Here is an 18,231-nt window from a genome sequence, read left to right on the forward strand (position 1 = left end):
CCACCAGCGTGGTCGGGCACGCGGTGCCGCCCGAGCGACACCGCTCGGCTCGTCGACCTGCGGCCCGTCCCCAGGGCAGGACGGGTGCCCCGCCCCGGCCCGGGACGGGGCACCTCGATGGTGTTCAGAGCCGGATGGGGGACGCCACCACGTTGTCGTCTGGTTTGAGGTCGGGCCACGAGCGGTCCTGGGCGTCGCCGTGCACGACGCGGAAACTCCGGGTGGAGGCGTCGGCACCCGGCTGGCCGGGTACCAGTTGGACGAACGTGTAGCGGCGCGACTCACCAGCCGGCACGCCGGGTAGCAGACACCCTGGTTCGGTCGTGTCCGACAGCCGTCCCGGTTTGCACCGGGCCCAGTCTCCACCCGCCCGTTCACCGTGCTCGATGTTGTGGAACGCCACCTGCGGCGCGTCGACCGGGCCGGCGTTGGTGACCGTGAAGACCGTGGTGAGTTTGCGTCGGGCGTCCGTACCGGGGACGTCGACCAGCTCGTGGGTCATGCTCAGGCGCAGGTTGGTCAGTCGGGGATCCGGGCCGAACTTCGTCGGGCCGTCGGTCTGCTCGAACCGCTGCCCGTCCCATCGGTACGTCCGTACCTGTTCCCGCCGGAGATAATTGGGGACCTCGCAACACGGCACGATGTCGGCCACCGTCACCCGCACCGAACCGGTCGGGGTGATCTCCGCGGCGAGGACGTCGGTGAAGTCGTCGTCGGTCCGGACCACCCTGCCCACCGTGACGATCCGGTCGTCGGAGTTCCGCTCGAAGGCCACCACCTGCTTCGCCGACGCTTCCCCGTACCGGCAGGCGACGACGGCGATGGTCTCGTCGGCGCCGTCGCCGTCGACGTCGCCGTACTCGAACTCGTCGTCGGCCAGCTCCGACACGTAGGTCTGCTTGGTGTTGGTCTTCAGCCGGACGTTCGAGGTGGTGCAGCCGCCCTCTGCCATGCCCGCCGGCCAACTCGGCAGGTCGACAGGTGTGGCGAGCAGTTGCGCCCGACTGATTCGCCCGTCCGGGCCGGTCGGGGCGGTGGCGCTGGGCGTCGGCGACTGCGACGGAGACCCGGGCGGCGTGGGCGTCGGCGGTGCCGGCGTGGACGGGGCCGTCGGTGGGATGGACTCCACCGGCACCGGCGGGGTCCGGTCGGGGTGCAGCGCGGCGTTGATGACGACGGGGGTCACCGCCAGGACGACAGCCGCCGCGACGGCCGCCGCCGTCATCCGTCGGCGTCGGCGCAGGAGCTGCCGGGCCTTGTCGGGACCGGGACCGGCGACCTGGCTGATCACGTCATTGCGGTACGCGCCGAGCCGCTCGCGCAGCAGCGGATCGAGGTCAGACATCGCGTACCCCCTCGGTGTTCTCGTCGAGCAGCGCGGCCAGGGCGGTCCGGCCGCGGTGCAACCACGACTTGACGGTGCCCTCGGCCACCCCCTCCTGCACGGCGATCTGGCTGACCGACAGGTCGGCCAGGTAGTGCAGGATGACCGCGCGGCGATGGTTGGGCGGCAGTTGCGCCAGCGCCGCGTCGATGGCGACCCGGTCGGGTGTCGGCCCGGCCACCTCGGCCTCGGTGCGCCGTTGTCGCAGCAGGTGGTTCCGGGCGGTACGCAGGCGTCGCCAGCGGCTGTTCGCCAGGTTCCAGGCGACCTTGCGGACCCAGGCCACCGGGTCGTCGTAGCGGACCAGGCGGTCCCAGCGGGCCAGCGCTCGGTAGAACGCCTCCTGGGCCAGGTCCTGGGCGTGGCCCAGATCTCCCGTGTACGCCGACAGTTGGGCGGTCACGCTGCCGAAGTGCGCGTGGTAGAAGTCGTCGAAAGTGATCGTCTTCTCGACCGCCGAACCGGCCGTCCGTACCGCCGGTGGCTCATTGGCGCGGGCTCCCATCGTTGACGTCACTGCCCCTCCCCCGTCACCGCCAGGCTGGTCTGCCCTCGGCGCTGGTAACACTCCGAGACTGCGGAGGTGGTTGCGGGCCCCGCTGCCGGCAACCTGACTGTTGGGATGTCCGCGACGGGTCGGCAGGTTGATCACCGCAGGAGGGGATGTGACCGACACCGCAACGTGAGTAATATTCGGCCCCATGAAAACGCCGCCGGGCGCCGGCTCGCTGCCTCGACGGGTGCACGCCGGCTATGCGCTCGGCTCCCTGGCCACCGGCGCGTTCGGCACCGTGCCCGGTCTGCTGCTGCTGCCCTACCTGACCGACACGCTCGGTGTGGCAGCCGGGCTGGCCGCCCTGCTGGTGCTGCTCCCCAAGGCGTGGGACGTGCTGGTCAACCCGGTCGCCGGGCGGATCTCCGACCGCACCCGCTCGCCCTGGGGTGCCCGTCGGCCGTACCTGCTCGTCGGCGGCCTCGCGCTCGCCGTCCTGTTCGCGTCGATCTTCGCGGCGCCGTTCGGCAACGGGCCGGCCGCCGCCGCGTACGTGGCGTTCGCCTTCCTGCTCACCGCCACCGCGTTCGCCTTCTTCCAGGTGCCGTACGTGGCGATGCCGGCCGAGCTGACCGACGACTACGCCGAGCGCACCCGGTTGATGACCTGGCGGATCGCGGTGCTGGCGCTGGCCATCCTGGTCTCCGGCGCGATCGCTCCGCTGGTGGTGACCGCCGGTGGCGACGGCGTGGCCGGGCACCGGTGGATGGGGCTGTTCGTGGCGGTGCTGATCGCCCTCGGTGCCCTCGGCGCGTTCCTCGGCACCCGGGCCGCGCCCACCGGCACGGCGGGCGACAGCGAGCCGACCCTGCGCGCCCAACTCGCCGTGGCCGGCGCCAACCGCCCGTTCCGGGCGCTGCTGATCTGCTTCGTGGTGCAGTCCGCCGGGGTGGCGACGATCCTGGCCGGGGTCAACTACTTCGCGGCGCAGATCCTGCGCGACGAGCAGAGCGGGCCGACCCTGCTCTTCGTCTGCTTCGTCGGGCCGGCACTGCTGGTGATGCCGCTCTGGACGCGGGTCGGTGCCCGGCTGGGCAAGCGCGCCGCGCTGGTGATCGGCTCGCTGCTCCTCGCCGCCGGGGCGCTGGCCCTGGTCGCCGCGCCGGTGCTGCCCCCGGTCGCGGTCTACCTGGTGGTGGCGGTGATCGGCGTCGGGTACGCCGGACAGCAGGTCTTCGCGCTGGCGATGCTGCCGGACTGCATCGCGTACGACACGGCGCGCACCGGTCGACGGCAGGCGGGTGTCTTCACCGGCCTGTGGACCGCCGGGGAGACCCTCGGCCTGGCGCTCGGGCCGGGCATCTACGGGCTGGTGCTGCAGCTCGGCGGCTACGTCTCCTCCGACACCGGCTCGGCAGCCGCCCAGTCCGACACGGCGAGACTTGGTGTCCTCCTCGGCTTCACGCTGATCCCAGCCCTGCTGGTGGCCCCACCCGTCCTCCTCCTGCGCCACTACACCCTGACCCCCGCCGTCCTGGCCGCCACCCCCCGCCACAGTGGGGTCGATCATGGAGTTGTGGTGGGGGACGAAAGCCGTTGACAGTCACGAGAAGGGCACCATAACTCCATGATCGACGAGAGCAGGGTCTTGCCTCCCGGGATTGCCGCTGACGTCGCGCTCTCCGAGATTCGGCAGTTGCGCGCCGGGGACCGGCCGACCCACGGGGGGCAACTGTTCGCGTACGTCTACGACTCGGCGGTGTCGGGGCTGGACGAGCTGACTGCCGCCGCCCACCGGGAGAGCGCGCACGTCAACGGGCTGGACCCGACCGCCTTCCCCTCACTGCTGGCCATGGAGAACGCGCTCGTCGCCGCCGCCGGCCGCGTGCTCGGCGCCGGCCCGGGCACCACCGCCCCGGACGTCGTCGGCAGCGTCACCAGCGGCGGCACCGAGTCGCTGATCCTCGCCGTCAAGACGGCCCGGGACGCGCACCCGGAGATCACCGCACCCCGGATAGTGGTGCCGTCGACCGCCCACGCCGCGTTCGCCAAGGCGGCGCACTACCTGCGGGTGGCGCTGGACGTCGTGCCGGTGTCCCCGGACACGCTGCGCCCCGACCCGGCCGCGATGGCCGCCGCGATCCGCCCGGAGACGGTGCTTGTCGCGTGCTCCGCGCCGTCGTACGCGCACGGGGTGGTGGACCCGGTCGCCGAGATCGCCGCCGCGGCGGCCGACGCCGGGGTGCGCTGCCACGTGGACGCCTGCTTCGGCGGCTGGACCCTGCCCTACCTGCGCCGCCTCGGCGAGCCGGTGCCGGCGTTCGACTTCGCCGTCGGTGGGGTCACGTCCATCTCGGTGGACCTGCACAAGTACGCGTACGCGCCGAAGGGGGTGTCGGTGCTGCTGCACCGCGACGCCCGACTGCGCGCCCCGCAGTACTTCGCGTTCGCGGACTGGCCCGGCTACACGATGATCAACCCGGTGATCGCGTCCACCCGGTCGGGCGGGCCGATCGCCGCCGCGTACGCGACAGTGCGACACCTCGGCGACGACGGCTACCTGCGGCTGGCCGCCCGTACCCGGGACGCGGTCGCCGGCCTGGCCGACGCGGTCCGGGCGGTCGACGGGCTGCGGCTGATGGCCGAGCCCGAGTCCACGGTGGTCTGCTTCACCGCCACCGAGGGCGGCCCCGACCTGTTCGTGCTCGTCGACGAGCTGACCGCGCGTGGCTGGCACACCCAACCCCAACTGTCGTACGCCGGGCTGCCGGCCAGCGTGCACCTCACGGTGACCGCCTCGGTCGCGCCCCGGGTGGCCGAGTTCGGGCCGGACCTGGCCGCCGCGGTGACTGCCGCGCGCGCGGCCGGTCCGGTGGCCCTCCCGCCCGAGCTGGTGGCGTTGGCGACGTCGCTGACGCCGGACGCGCTCACGCCGGACCTGGTCGCCGGGCTCGCCGGCGGGCTCGGACTCGGTGGTGGGGACGCGCCGACGCCGGACCGGATGGCGCTGGTGAACACGCTGCTGGACGCCGCTGCGCCGGCGCTGCGGGAACGGCTGCTGGTCGAGTTCGTCGGGCTGCTGCAACGTCCCGCCTGGTGACCCGGAGCCCGGCCGCGTCGTACGCCCCGTGGCGTACGACGCGGCCGGCGACCGTCAGCCGTAGACGATCTTCATCTGCACCAGGTTGTCGGCTCTGCTGACGTCCGGCAGAACGTCACGTTCGCCGTCCATCGGCTGGACCTCCACGTCCGCCTTGTCCGTGCTCACCGTGTCCCCCTTGAACACATGGAAGTCCAGGTCCAGCCGTATCTCCGCCCCGGCGGCGAGCTGACCCAGACCGCAGACGATCGGGTCGATGGTCTCGGGGACACCCGAGCACCTTTCCCACCCGTCGACGTCCGCGCGCACCACCGCGGGCACGCCCAACCGCAGCGCCAGGTTGGCGACCGGGCCCGTGCCCCGGTTGCGGATCCGCACCGTGGCCGTACCCGTCCGGGAACCGTCGTCCGCAACTCTCAGCACGAGGTCGCCGGTGGTGACCGAGACATCCGCCAGATTCGGGTTCGGACCGAAGCTCGTCGGCCCGGAGACCTGGGTGAAGGCACCATCCTTCCAGCGGTAGCCGCGCCACTGCCGTTGTGACCACTTGGCGTTCCAGCCACCCCCGGGGGCGATGTCGCCGACCTGCACCCGGACCGTGCCGTCGTCCACGACGTCGAGTGCGAACAGCCACTGCGGCTTGTCGATGGTGGTCGCGACCACGCGGCCGAGCGTCACGACCTTTCCCGCTTCGTCCCGGTCGAAGGCGACCACCTGCATCGGGCCACCGGTGCCGAGCGCGCACTGCACGAGCGCCACCGTCTCCACCGCCCCGTCCCCGTCGACGTCGCCGTGGTCGAGTGCCACGAGCCAGTTGACGCCCTCGCGGTTCTCGCCGGAGATCCGTACCCCCGACGTCGGGCAGCCGCGCCCGGCCCGCCACGCGGGCAGCGTCACCGACGCGCCGAGCAACTGTGACCTGCTGAATCGCCCATCGGGCACCCCGGGGGTGGGGCTGCCGCTTGGCGCGGAAGGGCTAAGGGTCGGGCTCTGCGGGCCACTCGGTGTGGGTGCCGGCGAGTTGGTCGGCGTCGGCTCGACCGGACCCGGCCGGTGGTCGGGCCCGTTCATCGCCGCGTACCCGAGGGCCGACCCGCCGAACAGCGCGAGCGCCGTCCCGGTGGTGGCCACCCACCGGCGACGGCCGCGGCCGCGCACCGTCCGCCGGACGGCGGCGGGCCCGGGCACCTCGACCTCCTCCAGCACGGTACGGCGGTAGCGGGCGAACTCTTCGGCCAGGCCAAGGGCCTCCTGCTCAGACATCCCGCACCTCCTCGTTGGTGTCGCGTAGCTGGCTGGCGAGTGCGGCCCGGCCCCGATGTAGCCAGGACTTGACCGTTCCCTCGGCGACCTGTTCCTGGGCGGCGATCTCCGCGACCGTCAGATCGGCGAGGTAGTGCAGAACGACTGCTCGCCGCTGCTTCGGTGGCAACGTCGCCAACGCGGATTCGAGAGCCACCCGGTCCGGGCTGGGCTCCGCGACATGGGTCTCCCGCTGTCGCAGCAGCCACGTCTGGGCGGTGCGCAGTCGCCGCCAGCGGTTGTGCCCGAGATTCCAGGCGACCTTGCGTACCCAGGCCAGGGGGTCCTCGTATCCGACGATCCGGTCCCAGCGAGCGTACGCCCGGCAGAACGCCTCCTGAACCAGGTCCTGCGCCTGCCCACGGTCACCCGTGTACGCGGTCAGCTGCACCACGAGTCCCCGGAAGTGGGCGTGGTAGAAGTCGTCGAAGACCAGCTCTGCCGACGTGGAGGTGGTGCTTTCCGCTGGGTCCGGTGGGCGTCCACCCACCCGCACGTCTCTCGTCACAAGCACTCGTCCTCCCCGTGGTGGCCACCAGCGGTGCGTTCGCCGGCACCAGTCACACCTGTGGGTGTGACGGCGGGTTGCACGTCGGTTGGCGTCGATTCGTTGTCTGGTCCGGGACACTGGGTCGCGCGCTCGGGCTGGTCACCGCCGGACCGCGAGGACGTCGCCTGTGATTCACTGTCGATGAGGAGAGGGGGCGCTCGTGCAGCTACCGGGAGTGCTCGGTGAGCCGATCCGGTTCGTGCTGAACTGGGGCCGCCGCTACTCGCTCTGGGTGTTCAACTTCGGTCTGGCCTGCTGCGCGATCGAGTTCATCGCCACCAGCATGGGCCGGCACGACTTCATCCGGCTCGGCGTGATCCCGTTCGCCCACGGCCCCCGCCAGGCCGACCTGATGGTGGTGTCCGGCACGGTGACCGACAAGATGGCTCCGGCGATCAAGCGGCTCTACGACCAGATGCCCGAGCCGAAGTACGTCATCTCGTTCGGCGCCTGCTCCAACTGCGGCGGCCCCTACTGGGACTCGTACTCGGTGACCAAGGGCGTCGACCAGCTCATCCCGGTCGACGTCTACGTGCCCGGCTGCCCACCCCGGCCGGAGGCCCTGCTGCACGGCATCCTGCGTCTGCAGGAGAAGATCGCCGCCGAGCAGTCCGGCCTTGGCGGTGTGCCGCAACGGGATCTGCTGGCCGCCCCGCTGGACGCCCCACCTCGCGAGGCCGCCGCCCCGCGCTCCGTCGACTCCCTCACCGCCGCACCGGTACGCCCACCCACCGCGACCTGACGGCGACCCACCGCCACCCGGGAGAATCCGGGCGGAGGTCGGCCGTGCGCTCGCTACCTGTTGGTCGCGCGACAAGTGTGATCTGTCCGAACCCAAGTCTTGTCCTCCCGTGACGGCAGTCGGTGCGGAACGCGCCGGCTACCAGATAGACGTGAGCGAACCCACGGTTTGGTTGCCCTTGCGTGACAGTCAATTCGCCTTGATCCAAAACCCGCGATGCGATACCCCGTCGCCGCTCGGGTCAACCCGTCGGCCGCGGAGGCAAAGCGGTCGTCCGACGTACGGGGTGGCCGGGCAGGGCTAGCCTGCGCATCATGAGCAGCTCAGTGGATCAGCGGTCCGCCCACATCGTCGACGTGCTCACCGAGGAGTTCGGTGCGTCCATGGCGATCGACCCGGCCGCCTTCCGCCGGAAGTTCCGCAAGATGGCGGCCTCGCCGTTCGCCTTCTACCGGGGCAGCGCCGCCCTGTTCTACGCCGACCAACTCGGCGACTTCGCCGACGACCGGTTCCTCGACGAGCGGACCAGCCGGGTGTGGATCCACGGTGACCTGCACGCGGAGAACTTCGGCACCTACATGAACGCGTCCGGGCAACTCGTGTTCAACGTCAACGACTTCGACGAGGCGTACGTCGGGCCGTTCACCTGGGACCTGCGCCGGCTCGCGGCCAGCGTGGCGTTGCTCGGCTACGGCAAGGCCCTCTCCGACACGGCGATCGGGGACCTGGTCGCCGGCTTCGCCCGGTCGTACCTGACCGAGCTGCGGGCCATCGCCGCCGGCGGCGACGACGCGATCGGCTCGATCACCCTGGAGAACGCCGACGGCGTCCTGCGCCGGGTGCTCCAGCAGGCCCGGCTCAACACCCGCGTCGACCTGCTGGCCGCGCAGACCACCATCGACAACTACGAGCGGCGGTTCTCCGTCGGTGACGGGGTCTTCGAGATCGACGACGCCACCCGGGACCGGGTACGCGCCGCCTTCCAGGACTACCTGGGCACCCTGCCGGCCGCCTCGACGCAGCTCCGGCCGGTGGCGGCGCGGATCAAGGACGTCGTGTTGCGCAAGGGCGTGGGCATCGGCTCGGCCGGGCTGCCGTCGTACAACCTGTTGCTGGAGGGGCACACCCAGGCCCTGGAGAACGACGTCGTCATCTACATGAAGCAGGCGCAGGTGCCGGCCGTGGCGCGGTACGTCACCGACGAGTCGGTCCGCGGTTACTTCCAGCACCAGGGGCACCGGACCGCCGAGTCGCAGCGGGCGTTGCAGGCGCACGCCGACCCGTGGCTGGGTTTCACCGAGCTGGACGGGGCAGGGCAGCTCGTCGCCGAGGTGTCCCCGTACGCGGCGGACCTGGACTGGTCGGACGTGAACGAGCCGGACGAGTTGTCCGGAGTGCTCGTCGACCTGGGCCGGGCGGTGGCCCGGATGCACTCGGTCGCCGACGACGAGTCCAGTCACGACCTGGTGGACTACTCCACCGAGGAGGCGATCGTGGCCGCGGTGGACAACGACGAGCCCGGCTTCGTCGCCCACCTGGTGGACTTCGCCCATGCGTACGGGGTGCGCGCCCGGCAGGACCACCAGCTCTTCGTCGACCTGTTCCGCAACGGCCGGCTGCCCGGCATCTGAGCGGGCGGGGCGCCACTCAGGACGCGAACTCCAGCACCACCTTGATGTCGTCCGGCCCGGGGGTGTACGCGTCGGCGTACCGGTTCACCGGCACCCGCCGGGTGATCAGCGACTCGAGCCAGACCTGGTCCGCGCGGGCGAGCGCCTGCGCGGCCATGTTCCAGTGCCGCCGGTTGGCGTTCACCGAGCCGAACACCACGTTGTTCTCCAACACCAGCGCCCGGTTGAGCGCACCGGCGTCGAAGTCGATGCTCCGGCCCCCGCTGGACACCCCGGCCAGGCACACGATCCCGGTCGGGGCCGCCTTGCACATGACGTCGAGGACCACCGTGGGCGCACCCGTGCACTCGATCACCACGTCCGGCTCGAAGGGCAGGTCGTTGACCGGCACCGCGTGGTAGGTGGCACCGAGCCCGGCGACCAGCTCCGGCTTCGGCCCGTCGGTGGCCCGGTCCAGCACGTGCACGGTGAGCCCGCGCTGGGTGCCGAGCAACGCGGCCAGCAGCCCGATCGGCCCGGCCCCGGTCACCAGGACGGTCCGCGGCTGCCACTCGGCCCGGTGCCCGATCCGCTCGATGTGGTCCCAGGCCTTCGCCACCACGCTCGTCGGCTCCAACAGCACGCCGACCTGGGCCAGCGCCGGGTCGAGTTTGACCGCGAACTGGGGCTCGATCCGCCAGCGGTCCCGGGCGAACCCGGGTAGCGCCTTGATGCCGTGCTCGGTGTACCGACCGTTGCGACACATGTCCCACTCGCCGACCGCACAGTTGGGGCAGGGGACCGGGTCGGGATGCCGGACGATCCCGGCCACCAGGTCACCGGGTTGCAGGGTGCCGCTGGCATCCTCGATCACCCGGCCCAGCGACTCGTGCCCGATGACCAGGCGGTCCGCACCCGGCGGCGCCTCGCCGTACGCCCCGGCGATGATCTCGTGATCCGTGCCGCAGATGCCGACGGCCAACGCCTCGACCAGGACTGAGCCCTCCTCGGCAGGTGGCTCCGGCCGATCCTCGACGAGGCTCAGCGAGTTGGCGACCCCGGGTTTCACAGTCACAGCGCGCACGCCCTCATCTTTCCCCTCCAGGGGCTGCGCCGCGCCCAAAGCCGGCAGATCATCTGGCGTCTGCCTCGGTGTCGGCGGCACCGCCGGTCGTCGCCCGGGCCCACCGCAGGCCGGCCAGTTCTTGTGAAACAGGCCCTAAGATCAGCGGCATGACTCCCGAAGAGGTCGGCGCTCGGCTGGTCGCGCTGCTCGCGCCGGTCGCGGTGACCCCGTCGGTCTCCGGCGGGCAACGGTTCGCCCGCGCCACCGTCGACGTGCCGCCGGAGAGCTGGCTGACCGCCGTCCGCGCCGCCCGCGACGACACCGAGCTGGCCTGCGACTTCTTCGACTGGCTCTCCGCTGTCGACGAGTTGACCGACGGCTTCGACGTGGTGGCGCACCTCTGGTCGACGCGACTGCGGCACGGTGTACTGCTGCGCACCAGGCTGCCGCGCGGCGCGCCCACCGTCGCCTCGGTGATCGACATCTATCCGGGTGCCGCCTGGCACGAGCGGGAGACACACGAGATGTTCGGCATCGACTTCGCCGGCCACGGGGAGTTGCTGCCGCTGTTGCTGCCACCGGAGTTCGAGGGCCATCCGCTGCGCAAGGAGTTCGTGCTCGCCTCCCGGGTGGCGAAGCCCTGGCCGGGCGCGAAGGAGCCGGGCGAGTCCGAGGCCGGTGGCGGACGCCGACCGATCCGCCCGCCGGGCGTTCCCGCTCCGGGCGAGTGGGGGACCACACCCACCCCGGCCGGCGCCGGCGGCGTGGGGGAGGGCCCGCGCGGCGGCACCCCGGCCCGACCGGCCGGTGACCGTCCGGCGCGGCCCGCCCCGGGGACCCGTCCGGCGCGTACTCCCCGGTCTGCCGCGGGTGACAACGGTCCGGCCGCACCGGCGCGGCCCGCGCCCGCTGACGGTCCGGCTGCGCCTGCTGACGGCCCGGCCGCACCGGCGCGGCCCGCGCCCGCTGACGGTCCGGCTGCGCCCGTCGACGGTCCGGCTGCGCCCGTCGACGGCCCGGCCGTGCCTGCTGACGGGGGCGGCTCGGCGGACCGGGCGGGGTCGGGTCCGGTCGCGGACCCGTCGGCCCGGGACGGCCGCACCGACGACGACGGGGGTACGGCCTGATGCCGCTCTGGGTGGAGCTGGTGCTGCGGGTGGGTGGCGTGCTTGTCGCGTTCCTCACCCTGCCGTTGCTTGTCGGCCAGGCCGAGCACAAGGTGATGGCGCACATGCAGGGCCGGCTCGGCCCGATGTACGCGGGCGGATTCCACGGCTGGGCCCAGTTGGTCGCGGACGGGGTCAAGTTCGTGCAGAAGGAGGACGTGACCCCGCGCGAGGCCGACCGTGCGGTGTTCCGGCTGGCCCCGGTGGTGGCCCTGGTGCCCTACCTGCTGGTGCTGCTGGTCATCCCGCTCGGCCCGAACGACCTGGTCGGGCAACCGTTGGACATCGGCCTGTTCTTCGTGCTGGCCGTGGTCGGTGTCGGTGTGGTGGCGGTGCTGATGTCGGCGTGGGCGTCGGCCAACAAGTACAGCCTGCTCGGTGGGCTGCGGGGTGCCGCCCAGTTGCTCGGTTACGAGCTGCCGCTGGTGCTGGCCGCCGCGTCGGTGGCGATGGCGGCGGGCACGCTCAGCCTCTCCGGGATCGTCGAGGCGTGGCAGCCGTGGTGGCTGCTCTGGCAGGCACCCGCGATGATCGTCTTCTTCGTCGCCGGGCTGGCTGAGATCCGGCGGCCGCCGTTCGACATGCCGGTGGCCGACTCGGAGCTGGTCTTCGGCTACATGACCGAATACACGGGTCTGCGCTTCGCGTTCTTCCTGTTGGCCGAGTACGTCGGCATCGTGGTGATCGCCGCGCTGACCACCGTGCTGTTCCTCGGTGGGTGGCAGGGCCCGTTCGCCGACGATCAGTTGGGCTGGCTCTGGACGCTGCTCAAGATCTTCGCGGTGTCCTTCGTGATCATCTGGCTGCGGGTGTCCTATCCCCGACTCCGCGAGGACCAGCTCCAGCGCCTCTGCTGGCTGGTGCTGGTGCCGGCCTCCCTGGCACAGCTGGTCCTCACCGCAGCAGTCCGCATCGCCCTGTAACAGCCCCGCCCCGCCCGCCCCGCCCGCCCCGCCCGCCCCGCCCGCCCCGCCCGCCTTCGCCCCGCCTGCTTCGCGTCGATCATGGAGTTGTGGTGCCCGGAATGTAGCAGAAAACACCGACTTGTCACCCACCACAACTCCATGATCGACGGGCTGGGCGAGGGCGGCCCGGTCAGCGCAGCGGGGTGTGGGCCGGGTTTACCGGCTCGGGTGGGGGTGGGGGTGGGGTGCCTTCGCCGAAGGGGCGGCCACCCAGCGCTTCCCTGCCGTGTGGGGTGACCCAGTTGGACAGGTCGGGGCCGAGCGGCACGATCCCGGTCGGGTTGATGTCGCGGTGCACCTCGTAGTAGTGCCGCTTGATGTGATCGAAGTCGATGGTGTCGCCGAAGCCGGGAGTCTGGAACAGGTCCCGGGCGTACGCCCACAGCACCGGCATCTCACTGAGCTTCTGCCGGTTGCACTTGAAGTGGCCGTGGTAGACCGGGTCGAAGCGGACCAGCGTGGTGAACAGCCGCACGTCGGCCTCGGTGATGGTGTCGCCGACCAGGTAACGCTGGTCGGTCAGCCGCTCGGTCAACCAGTCCAGCCGGTCGAAGAGCCGGTGGTACGCCTTGTCGTACGCCTCCTGGTTGCCGGCGAACCCGCACCGGTAGACGCCGTTGTTGACGTCCCGGAAGACCACGTCGTTGACCTCGTCGATCTGCTCCCGCAGGTGCTCGGGGTAGAGCTGCGGGGCGCCCTCGCGGTGGTATGCCCGCCACTGCGTGGACAGGTCCAGACTCATCTGCGCGTAGTCGTTGGTCACCACCTGCCCGGTCGGCACGTCGACGATCGCCGGGACGGTGATGCCGCGCTCGTAGCCGGGGAAGCGCTTGAAGTACGCCTCCTGGATGCGCTCGATGCCGAGCACCGGGTCCCGGCCGTCCGGGTCGAGGTCGAAGGTCCAGCTCCGGGCGTCGTGGGTCGGCCCGGCGATCGCCATCGAGATGGCGTCCTCCAGGCCGAGCAGTCGGCGCACGATGATCAGGCGGTTGGCCCACGGGCAGGCGCGGCTGACCGCCAGCCGGTACCGGCCCGGCTCCACCGGGTAGCCGTCGCGCCCGTCCTCGGTGATCCGGGTGGCGATGTACCGCTGGTCGCGGGTGAACTCGCCGCCCGGCTCGACGTACTTACCGCCTGGTTCCTCGCCCACGTCACCCTCCCGGTCCGGTCAGTGTCTCTACCCCATCCTTACGGATCTACTGCTCAGCGACGCCGGATACCCTGCCGGCATGACGGATGTGGAGGCGGCGGCGCGGCGGTTCGTCACCGACGTGTGGAACGCCCGCCGGGAGGAGTCCGCGTACGAGTTGATCGCCGCGGAGTGCCCGGGGCTGGGCGGCACCGGCCCGGAGGCGACGCTGGCCTGGCACCGGGAGCGACGGGCGGCCTTCCCGGACCTGCGCTACAAGATCGTGGACGTGGTGGCGGCCGGGGAGCGGGTGGCCGTGCACTGGCGGGCCGCCGGCACGCACGCCGGGCAGTTCGGGCCGGTACCGCCGACCGGGCAGGTGGTCAGCTACTCCGGTGCGTCGTTCCTGCGCTTCGACCCGACGGGTCGGATCGTCGAGGTGTGGAGCTGCACCGAGCTGTTCCAGTTGCTGCAACAGCTCGGCGTCGAGATGCTCCCACCGGCCGTCAGCGGACGCGGGGCGTGATCCGGCTGATCGGCAGGTTGATCGGAAAGGGCTCGCCGGTGTCGACGAACTTCGTCCACCGCCCGGTCTCGGCGTAGACCTCGTTCACCGCGTCGATCCGGTAGGTCACGACCTCCAACGCGCCACCCTCGGTCTCGATCCGCCAGTAGAAGGGGATGCCGGCCTGGGCGTACAGCGCCGGCTTCAACACCCGGTCGATGGAGCGGGTGTTGGGTGAGACGATCTCGATGGCAAGGACCACCTCGTGCGGCTCGTACTTCGACGGCTCGCGAGCCGCTGCGGTGGCCGTGGTGATCAGCACGTCGGGGATGAAGGACCGGGTGCGGTTGATCCGCACCTCGACGCCCTGGGTCACGTCGTAGCCGTCGGGGCAGTCCTCGTCGAGCGCGGCCATCAGGTGGCCAGCGATGGTCTGGTGGGTACGGGTGGAGGAGGGGGACATCAGCAGCACTCCATCGAGCAGTTCCCGGCGGCGACCATCCTCGGGCAGCGCATCCAGGTCGTCAGTCGTCCACTCGCTCTCGGGCGGGTAGTCGCTCTGCAGCGCGGCGGTCATGGCAGGTCCTTCCAGGTGCTTTCGTTCTCCCCACGACCACGGTACCGCCCTGGACCTGTGGGTGGTGGTCGCGCGCGCCGGGGCCACAGGGCAGGATGGTCGACATGACCGACCCCAGCGAGCACGGCGACCCGCCCGGCGCCACCAGCGCGCGCGGCCTGCCCGGTGCGGGCCTGGTAAAGGGGCTGGCGGTCACCCTCAAGACGATGACCAGCCGCTCCACCACCCAGCAGTACCCGGACGTGGCCCCCGACCTGCCGCCCCGCTCGCGTGGCGTGATCGCGCTGTCGGAGGAGAACTGCACGGTCTGCATGCTCTGTGCCCGGGAGTGTCCGGACTGGTGCATCTACATCGACTCGCACAAGGAGGAGGTGGTGGTGCCCGGCGCCGCCCGTCCCCGGCAGCGCAACGTGCTCGACAAGTTCGACATCGACTTCTCGCTCTGCATGTACTGCGGCATCTGCATCGAGGTCTGCCCGTTCGACGCGCTCTACTGGTCTCCCGAGTTCGAGTACGCCGAGTACGACATCAAGGACCTGCTGCACGACAAGGAGCACCTCGGCCAGTGGATGGCCACCGTCCCGGCGCCACCGGCGCACGACCCGAACGGGGAGCCGGCCAAGGAGGAGACCGCCGCCGCCCGCAAGGCCGCCGCCGCGCGTCCGGCTCCTCCATCGGTACGCCCCGACGCCGACCAGGACCCCGCGTCGTGACCGCCCGAGCCGGAGAAGCGACCCGAGCCGGAGAAGCGACCCGGGTCGGAGAGGCCGCCCGGTGACCGGCGCGGACGTGTTGCTGCTCGCCCTCGGCGCGGTGGCGGTCGGTGCTGGCGTGCTGGTGGTGACCACGAAGCACCTGGTCCGGGCGGGTCTATACCTGGTGGTGTGCCTGGGCGCGCTGGCCGGTGACTTCCTGGTGCTCAGTGCCGAGTTGGTGGCCTGGGTGCAGGTGCTGATCTACGTGGGCGCGGTGGTGGTCCTGCTGCTGTTCGCGGTGATGCTGACCCGGGCCCCGATCGGTGCCTCCGACGACCTGGACCGGCCGGGCTGGCCGGCCGCCCTGATCGGTGGCGGTGCCGGGCTGGGGCTGACCGTTCTGCTCGTCGACGCGTACCGCTGGAGCACCGTCGCGCTGCCGGACGCGGGCACCGCCGAGCGGCTGGGTGAGCAGATCTTCCAGTCCTGGGTGCTGCCGTTCGAGGTGCTCTCGGTGCTGCTGCTGTCCGCCCTGGTGGGCGCGATCGTGCTGTCCCGGCCGGACATCGGCCGTGCTGGCCCCGGCGCGGCTCCCACCGCCGATCGGCCCGGGGTCGACGTCAGCACCGGGGGCCGCCGGTGAGGCCGGTCATCCCGTACGTCACCGCCGCGCTGCTGTTCGGCCTCGGCGTGTATGGCGTGCTGCGCCGGCGCAACGCCGTGCTGGTGCTGATGTCCGTCGAGCTGATGCTCAACGCGGTCAACCTGATCCTGGTCACCGCGGACACCACCGCCCGCGCCGTGCTGCCGCACTCGGGGCAGGTCTTCGCGCTGTTCGTGATCGTCCTCGCCGCCGCCGAGATCGGGGTGGGGCTGGCGATCGTCCTGCAGCTCTACCGGCTGCGGGCCACCGTCGCGGTGGACGACGTGCCGCTGACCGAGCCGGCGCACCCCGTCGGCGGGCGCGAGCCGACCGTCCAGAACACGGAGGCTGGCCGGTGACCGGGCTGCTCGGGGCGCTACTGCCCGCCGTACCGTTGGTCGCCGGCCTGGCCGGCCTGCTGCTGCCGCCGGCGCCTCGGCGCACCGGCGCGACCGGCGGCGACCGGGCCCGGACGATCGCCACGACGCTCGGTGTCACCGGTGCGGCCGGCGCGCTGGCGTTGGCCGTCGCGCTGCTGCTCACCGTCGACGGGTCCACCGAGACGTCGAGCACCTGGGTCGACGTCGGCGGGTTGGCGGTGACGCTCGGCGTCCGGCTGGACGGTGCCGCCGCGCTTGTCGCGGTGGCGGTCACGGCTGTCGCCCTGGCCGTGCAGGTCTACTCGATCGGCTACCTGCGGCGCGGTCCGCACGACGAGGTCGACGTCGACCACCGCTATCCGCCGTACGCCGCGCAGATCAGCCTCTTCACCGGTGCCATGCTGCTGGTGGTGGTCGCCGGTGACCTGCTCATGCTGTTGGTCGGCTGGGAGGTGATGGGCCTCTGCTCGTACCTGCTCATCGCCCACGACCGCCGACTGCCCGGCGCGCCGGCCGCCGCGATGAAGGCGTTCCTGGTGACCCGGGTCGGTGACGTCGGGTTCCTGCTCGGCATCGCGCTGCTGGGCGTGTCGACGGGCAGTTTCCGGATCGCCGACGTGCTCGCCCACGACCACTCCACCGCGACGTTGACCGCCGCCGGCCTGCTGTTGCTCGCCGGGGTGGCCGGTAAGAGCGCGCAGTTCCCGCTGCACACCTGGCTGCCGGACGCGATGGCCGGCCCGACGCCGATCTCCGCGCTGATCCACGCGGCGACGATGGTCGCCGCCGGGGTGTACGCCGTGGCCCGCCTCTACCCGCTGTTCACGGCCGCGCCGGTGACGCTGACCGTGCTCGGGGTGCTCGGCGCGATCACGCTGCTGCTCGGCGCGCTCGCCGCCACCGCTCAGGACGACATCAAACGGGTGCTGGCCTGGTCGACGGTGTCCCAGTTGGGCTACATGACCGGCGCGCTGGCGGTCGGCTCACCGTCGGCCGCGTTGTTCCACCTGCTCACCCACGCCGCGTTCAAGGCGTTGCTGTTCCTCGCCGCCGGCGCGGTGATCCACGCCGTGGGCACCACCCTGATGTCGGAGATGGGCGGGCTGCGCCGCAGCATGCCTGTGACGTTCTGGTGCACCGTGGTGGGCCTGGGTGCGCTGGCCGGGGTGCCGCCGCTCGCCGGATTCTGGAGCAAGGACGGCGTCCTCACGGTGGCCGAGGCCGCCGCGTTGGAGGGCACCGGCCCGGCACCGTCGTGGGTGGGCTGGATCGTCTGGGTCGCCGGGTTGGTCGGCGTGGCGATCACCGCCTGGTACGCCGGCCGGCTGCTCCTGCGCGCCTTCTTCGGTGCTCCACGCCTGCCGCTGGTCCGGCCGCACGACCCGCCCGCGGTGCTGCGCTGGCCGGTGCTGCTGCTCACCGTGCCGGCCGCGTTGCTCGGTCTGGTCGGGTTCGTCGGGGCGTTCGCCGACCGGCTGCGGTTTCCGACAGTCCCGGTGGCCGGTTCCGAGGACGGCCTGGTCCACGTGGGGCCGGCCGTGCTGCTGCCGCTGGCGTTGCTGCTGGTCGGCGCGGGGCTGGTCACGCTGGGCTGGCGTCGGGACCCGACTGCCGACCCGGCGGTCGCGCTGGGTCCGTTGCGGCCGGTCTTCGCCCGCGCGTTCCGGCTCGACGACGTCCAGCACACCCTTGTGGTACGCCCCGTCCGCGCGCTGGCCCGCGTCGTGCGCGCCGGTGACGAGGTGGTGGTGGACGGTGCCGTCGAGGGCAGCGGACGGGCCGCGACCGGCCTGGGTGCCGGGCTGGCCGCGCTGCACCGGGCGGCGCTGCCCCGGGCCGCCGCCGGCGTGTTGGCCGGTGCCCTGCTGATCGGGCTGGCCGCCGCCGTGATCGGAGTGGTCCAGTGAGCGCGAGGAGTGAGCCG

General features: G+C 72.0%; 17 protein-coding genes and 1 pseudogene. 11 read left to right on the plus strand and 7 right to left on the minus strand.

Features of this window, described 5'->3' with window-relative positions; translation table 11 throughout:
- Nucleotides 1–124 precede the first annotated feature (124 nt).
- Nucleotides 125–1,345, minus strand: a complete 1,221-nt coding sequence (locus tag AB0B57_RS33630) for a hypothetical protein (RefSeq protein ID WP_357079321.1) — start codon at nt 1,343–1,345, stop codon at nt 125–127.
- Nucleotides 1,338–1,901, minus strand: a complete 564-nt coding sequence (locus AB0B57_RS33635) for a SigE family RNA polymerase sigma factor (RefSeq protein WP_357079324.1) — start codon at nt 1,899–1,901, stop codon at nt 1,338–1,340. Before AB0B57_RS33635 ends, AB0B57_RS33630 begins: the two co-directional genes overlap by 8 nt.
- A 184-nt stretch (nt 1,902–2,085) precedes the next feature.
- Here AB0B57_RS33635 and AB0B57_RS33640 point away from each other — a divergent pair, with 184 nt between their 5' ends.
- Nucleotides 2,086–3,477, plus strand: a complete 1,392-nt coding sequence (locus AB0B57_RS33640) for an MFS transporter (RefSeq protein WP_357079327.1) — start codon at nt 2,086–2,088, stop codon at nt 3,475–3,477.
- A 27-nt stretch (nt 3,478–3,504) separates the two neighbouring features.
- Nucleotides 3,505–4,977 carry an aminotransferase class V-fold PLP-dependent enzyme gene (locus AB0B57_RS33645; RefSeq protein WP_357079330.1) on the plus strand — a complete coding sequence of 491 codons (1,473 nt, stop codon included), beginning with the start codon at nt 3,505–3,507 and terminating at the stop codon, nt 4,975–4,977.
- A gap of 54 nt (nt 4,978–5,031) precedes the next feature.
- Here AB0B57_RS33645 and AB0B57_RS33650 read toward each other — a convergent pair whose 3' ends face one another.
- Nucleotides 5,032–6,240 carry a hypothetical protein gene (locus AB0B57_RS33650; RefSeq protein WP_357079333.1) on the minus strand — a complete coding sequence of 403 codons (1,209 nt, stop codon included), beginning with the start codon at nt 6,238–6,240 and terminating at the stop codon, nt 5,032–5,034.
- Nucleotides 6,233–6,769, minus strand: coding sequence for a SigE family RNA polymerase sigma factor (locus AB0B57_RS33655; protein ID WP_357079492.1), 537 nt, complete (start codon nt 6,767–6,769; stop codon nt 6,233–6,235). The genes AB0B57_RS33650 and AB0B57_RS33655 overlap by 8 nt, the downstream gene beginning before the upstream one ends.
- 220 nt (nt 6,770–6,989) lie before the next feature.
- Between AB0B57_RS33655 and AB0B57_RS33660 the strand changes: the two genes are divergently transcribed.
- Together AB0B57_RS33660 and AB0B57_RS33665 are read left to right on the plus strand one after the other, a co-directional pair.
- Entirely contained in the window at nt 6,990–7,571 is a 582-nt protein-coding gene (locus tag AB0B57_RS33660; protein ID WP_357079336.1) for an NADH-quinone oxidoreductase subunit B family protein, read from the plus strand.
- Nucleotides 7,572–7,885: 314 nt separating this feature from the next.
- Complete coding sequence (locus AB0B57_RS33665) at nt 7,886–9,202, plus strand: DUF2252 domain-containing protein (protein ID WP_357079339.1); 1,317 nt, start codon at nt 7,886–7,888, stop codon at nt 9,200–9,202.
- Between the two features lie 16 nt (nt 9,203–9,218).
- Here the strand turns inward: AB0B57_RS33665 and AB0B57_RS33670 are convergent, their stop codons facing one another.
- Nucleotides 9,219–10,265: a glucose 1-dehydrogenase gene (locus AB0B57_RS33670; protein WP_357079341.1), complete on the minus strand. Its 1,047-nt coding sequence runs from the start codon at nt 10,263–10,265 to the stop codon at nt 9,219–9,221.
- A 149-nt stretch (nt 10,266–10,414) separates the two neighbouring features.
- Here AB0B57_RS33670 and AB0B57_RS33675 point away from each other — a divergent pair.
- Both AB0B57_RS33675 and AB0B57_RS33680 read left to right on the plus strand, forming a co-directional pair.
- Nucleotides 10,415–10,981 (plus strand): annotated as a pseudogene (locus AB0B57_RS33675) (NADH-quinone oxidoreductase subunit C); the annotation flags it as partial.
- A gap of 392 nt (nt 10,982–11,373) precedes the next feature.
- Nucleotides 11,374–12,336 carry a complex I subunit 1 family protein gene (locus AB0B57_RS33680; RefSeq protein WP_357079344.1) on the plus strand — a complete coding sequence of 321 codons (963 nt, stop codon included), beginning with the start codon at nt 11,374–11,376 and terminating at the stop codon, nt 12,334–12,336.
- A 172-nt stretch (nt 12,337–12,508) separates the two neighbouring features.
- Here AB0B57_RS33680 and AB0B57_RS33685 read toward each other — a convergent pair whose 3' ends face one another.
- Complete coding sequence (locus tag AB0B57_RS33685) at nt 12,509–13,528, minus strand: glutathione S-transferase C-terminal domain-containing protein (RefSeq protein ID WP_357079347.1); 1,020 nt, start codon at nt 13,526–13,528, stop codon at nt 12,509–12,511.
- Between the two features lie 79 nt (nt 13,529–13,607).
- Here AB0B57_RS33685 and AB0B57_RS33690 point away from each other — a divergent pair, with 79 nt between their 5' ends.
- A complete protein-coding gene (locus AB0B57_RS33690; protein ID WP_357079350.1) occupies nt 13,608–14,033 on the plus strand; it encodes an ester cyclase in 426 nt (141 codons plus the stop codon).
- Here AB0B57_RS33690 and AB0B57_RS33695 read toward each other — a convergent pair.
- Nucleotides 14,014–14,589 carry a Uma2 family endonuclease gene (locus AB0B57_RS33695; RefSeq protein ID WP_357079354.1) on the minus strand — a complete coding sequence of 192 codons (576 nt, stop codon included), beginning with the start codon at nt 14,587–14,589 and terminating at the stop codon, nt 14,014–14,016. The two genes, AB0B57_RS33690 and AB0B57_RS33695, sit on opposite strands and share 20 nt — an antisense overlap.
- Before the next feature lie 95 nt (nt 14,590–14,684).
- Between AB0B57_RS33695 and AB0B57_RS33700 the strand changes: the two genes are divergently transcribed.
- The 4 genes from AB0B57_RS33700 (at nt 14,685) to AB0B57_RS33715 (ending at nt 18,214) form a co-directional block, all read left to right on the plus strand.
- Nucleotides 14,685–15,302, plus strand: coding sequence for an NADH-quinone oxidoreductase subunit I (locus tag AB0B57_RS33700; protein WP_357079356.1), 618 nt, complete (start codon nt 14,685–14,687; stop codon nt 15,300–15,302).
- A 61-nt stretch (nt 15,303–15,363) separates the two neighbouring features.
- Nucleotides 15,364–15,927: an NADH-quinone oxidoreductase subunit J gene (locus AB0B57_RS33705; RefSeq protein ID WP_357079359.1), complete on the plus strand. Its 564-nt coding sequence runs from the start codon at nt 15,364–15,366 to the stop codon at nt 15,925–15,927.
- Nucleotides 15,924–16,286 carry an NADH-quinone oxidoreductase subunit NuoK gene (nuoK, locus tag AB0B57_RS33710; RefSeq protein ID WP_357079362.1) on the plus strand — a complete coding sequence of 121 codons (363 nt, stop codon included), beginning with the start codon at nt 15,924–15,926 and terminating at the stop codon, nt 16,284–16,286. Before AB0B57_RS33705 ends, nuoK begins: the two co-directional genes overlap by 4 nt.
- Nucleotides 16,283–18,214: an NADH-quinone oxidoreductase subunit L gene (locus AB0B57_RS33715; RefSeq protein WP_357079365.1), complete on the plus strand. Its 1,932-nt coding sequence runs from the start codon at nt 16,283–16,285 to the stop codon at nt 18,212–18,214. The genes nuoK and AB0B57_RS33715 overlap by 4 nt, the downstream gene beginning before the upstream one ends.
- Nucleotides 18,215–18,231 lie beyond the last annotated feature (17 nt).

The organism is Micromonospora sp. NPDC049101, from assembly GCF_040648675.1.
Classification (GTDB): Bacteria; Actinomycetota; Actinomycetes; order Mycobacteriales; family Micromonosporaceae; genus Micromonospora.

What these genes read in the sequence shown, in the direction of transcription:
- AB0B57_RS33690 (WP_357079350.1), top strand. Translation starts at nt 13,608, where the DNA reads ATGACGGATGTGGAGGCGGCGGCGCGGCGGTTCGTCACCGACGTGTGG.
- AB0B57_RS33645 (WP_357079330.1), top strand. Translation starts at nt 3,505, where the DNA reads ATGATCGACGAGAGCAGGGTCTTGCCTCCCGGGATTGCCGCTGACGTC.
- AB0B57_RS33680 (WP_357079344.1), top strand. Translation starts at nt 11,374, where the DNA reads ATGCCGCTCTGGGTGGAGCTGGTGCTGCGGGTGGGTGGCGTGCTTGTC.
- AB0B57_RS33665 (WP_357079339.1), top strand. Translation starts at nt 7,886, where the DNA reads ATGAGCAGCTCAGTGGATCAGCGGTCCGCCCACATCGTCGACGTGCTC.
- AB0B57_RS33700 (WP_357079356.1), top strand. Translation starts at nt 14,685, where the DNA reads ATGGTCGACATGACCGACCCCAGCGAGCACGGCGACCCGCCCGGCGCC.
- AB0B57_RS33695 (WP_357079354.1), bottom strand. Translation starts at nt 14,589, where the DNA reads ATGACCGCCGCGCTGCAGAGCGACTACCCGCCCGAGAGCGAGTGGACG.
- AB0B57_RS33640 (WP_357079327.1), top strand. Translation starts at nt 2,086, where the DNA reads ATGAAAACGCCGCCGGGCGCCGGCTCGCTGCCTCGACGGGTGCACGCC.
- AB0B57_RS33630 (WP_357079321.1), bottom strand. Translation starts at nt 1,345, where the DNA reads ATGTCTGACCTCGATCCGCTGCTGCGCGAGCGGCTCGGCGCGTACCGC.
- AB0B57_RS33650 (WP_357079333.1), bottom strand. Translation starts at nt 6,240, where the DNA reads ATGTCTGAGCAGGAGGCCCTTGGCCTGGCCGAAGAGTTCGCCCGCTAC.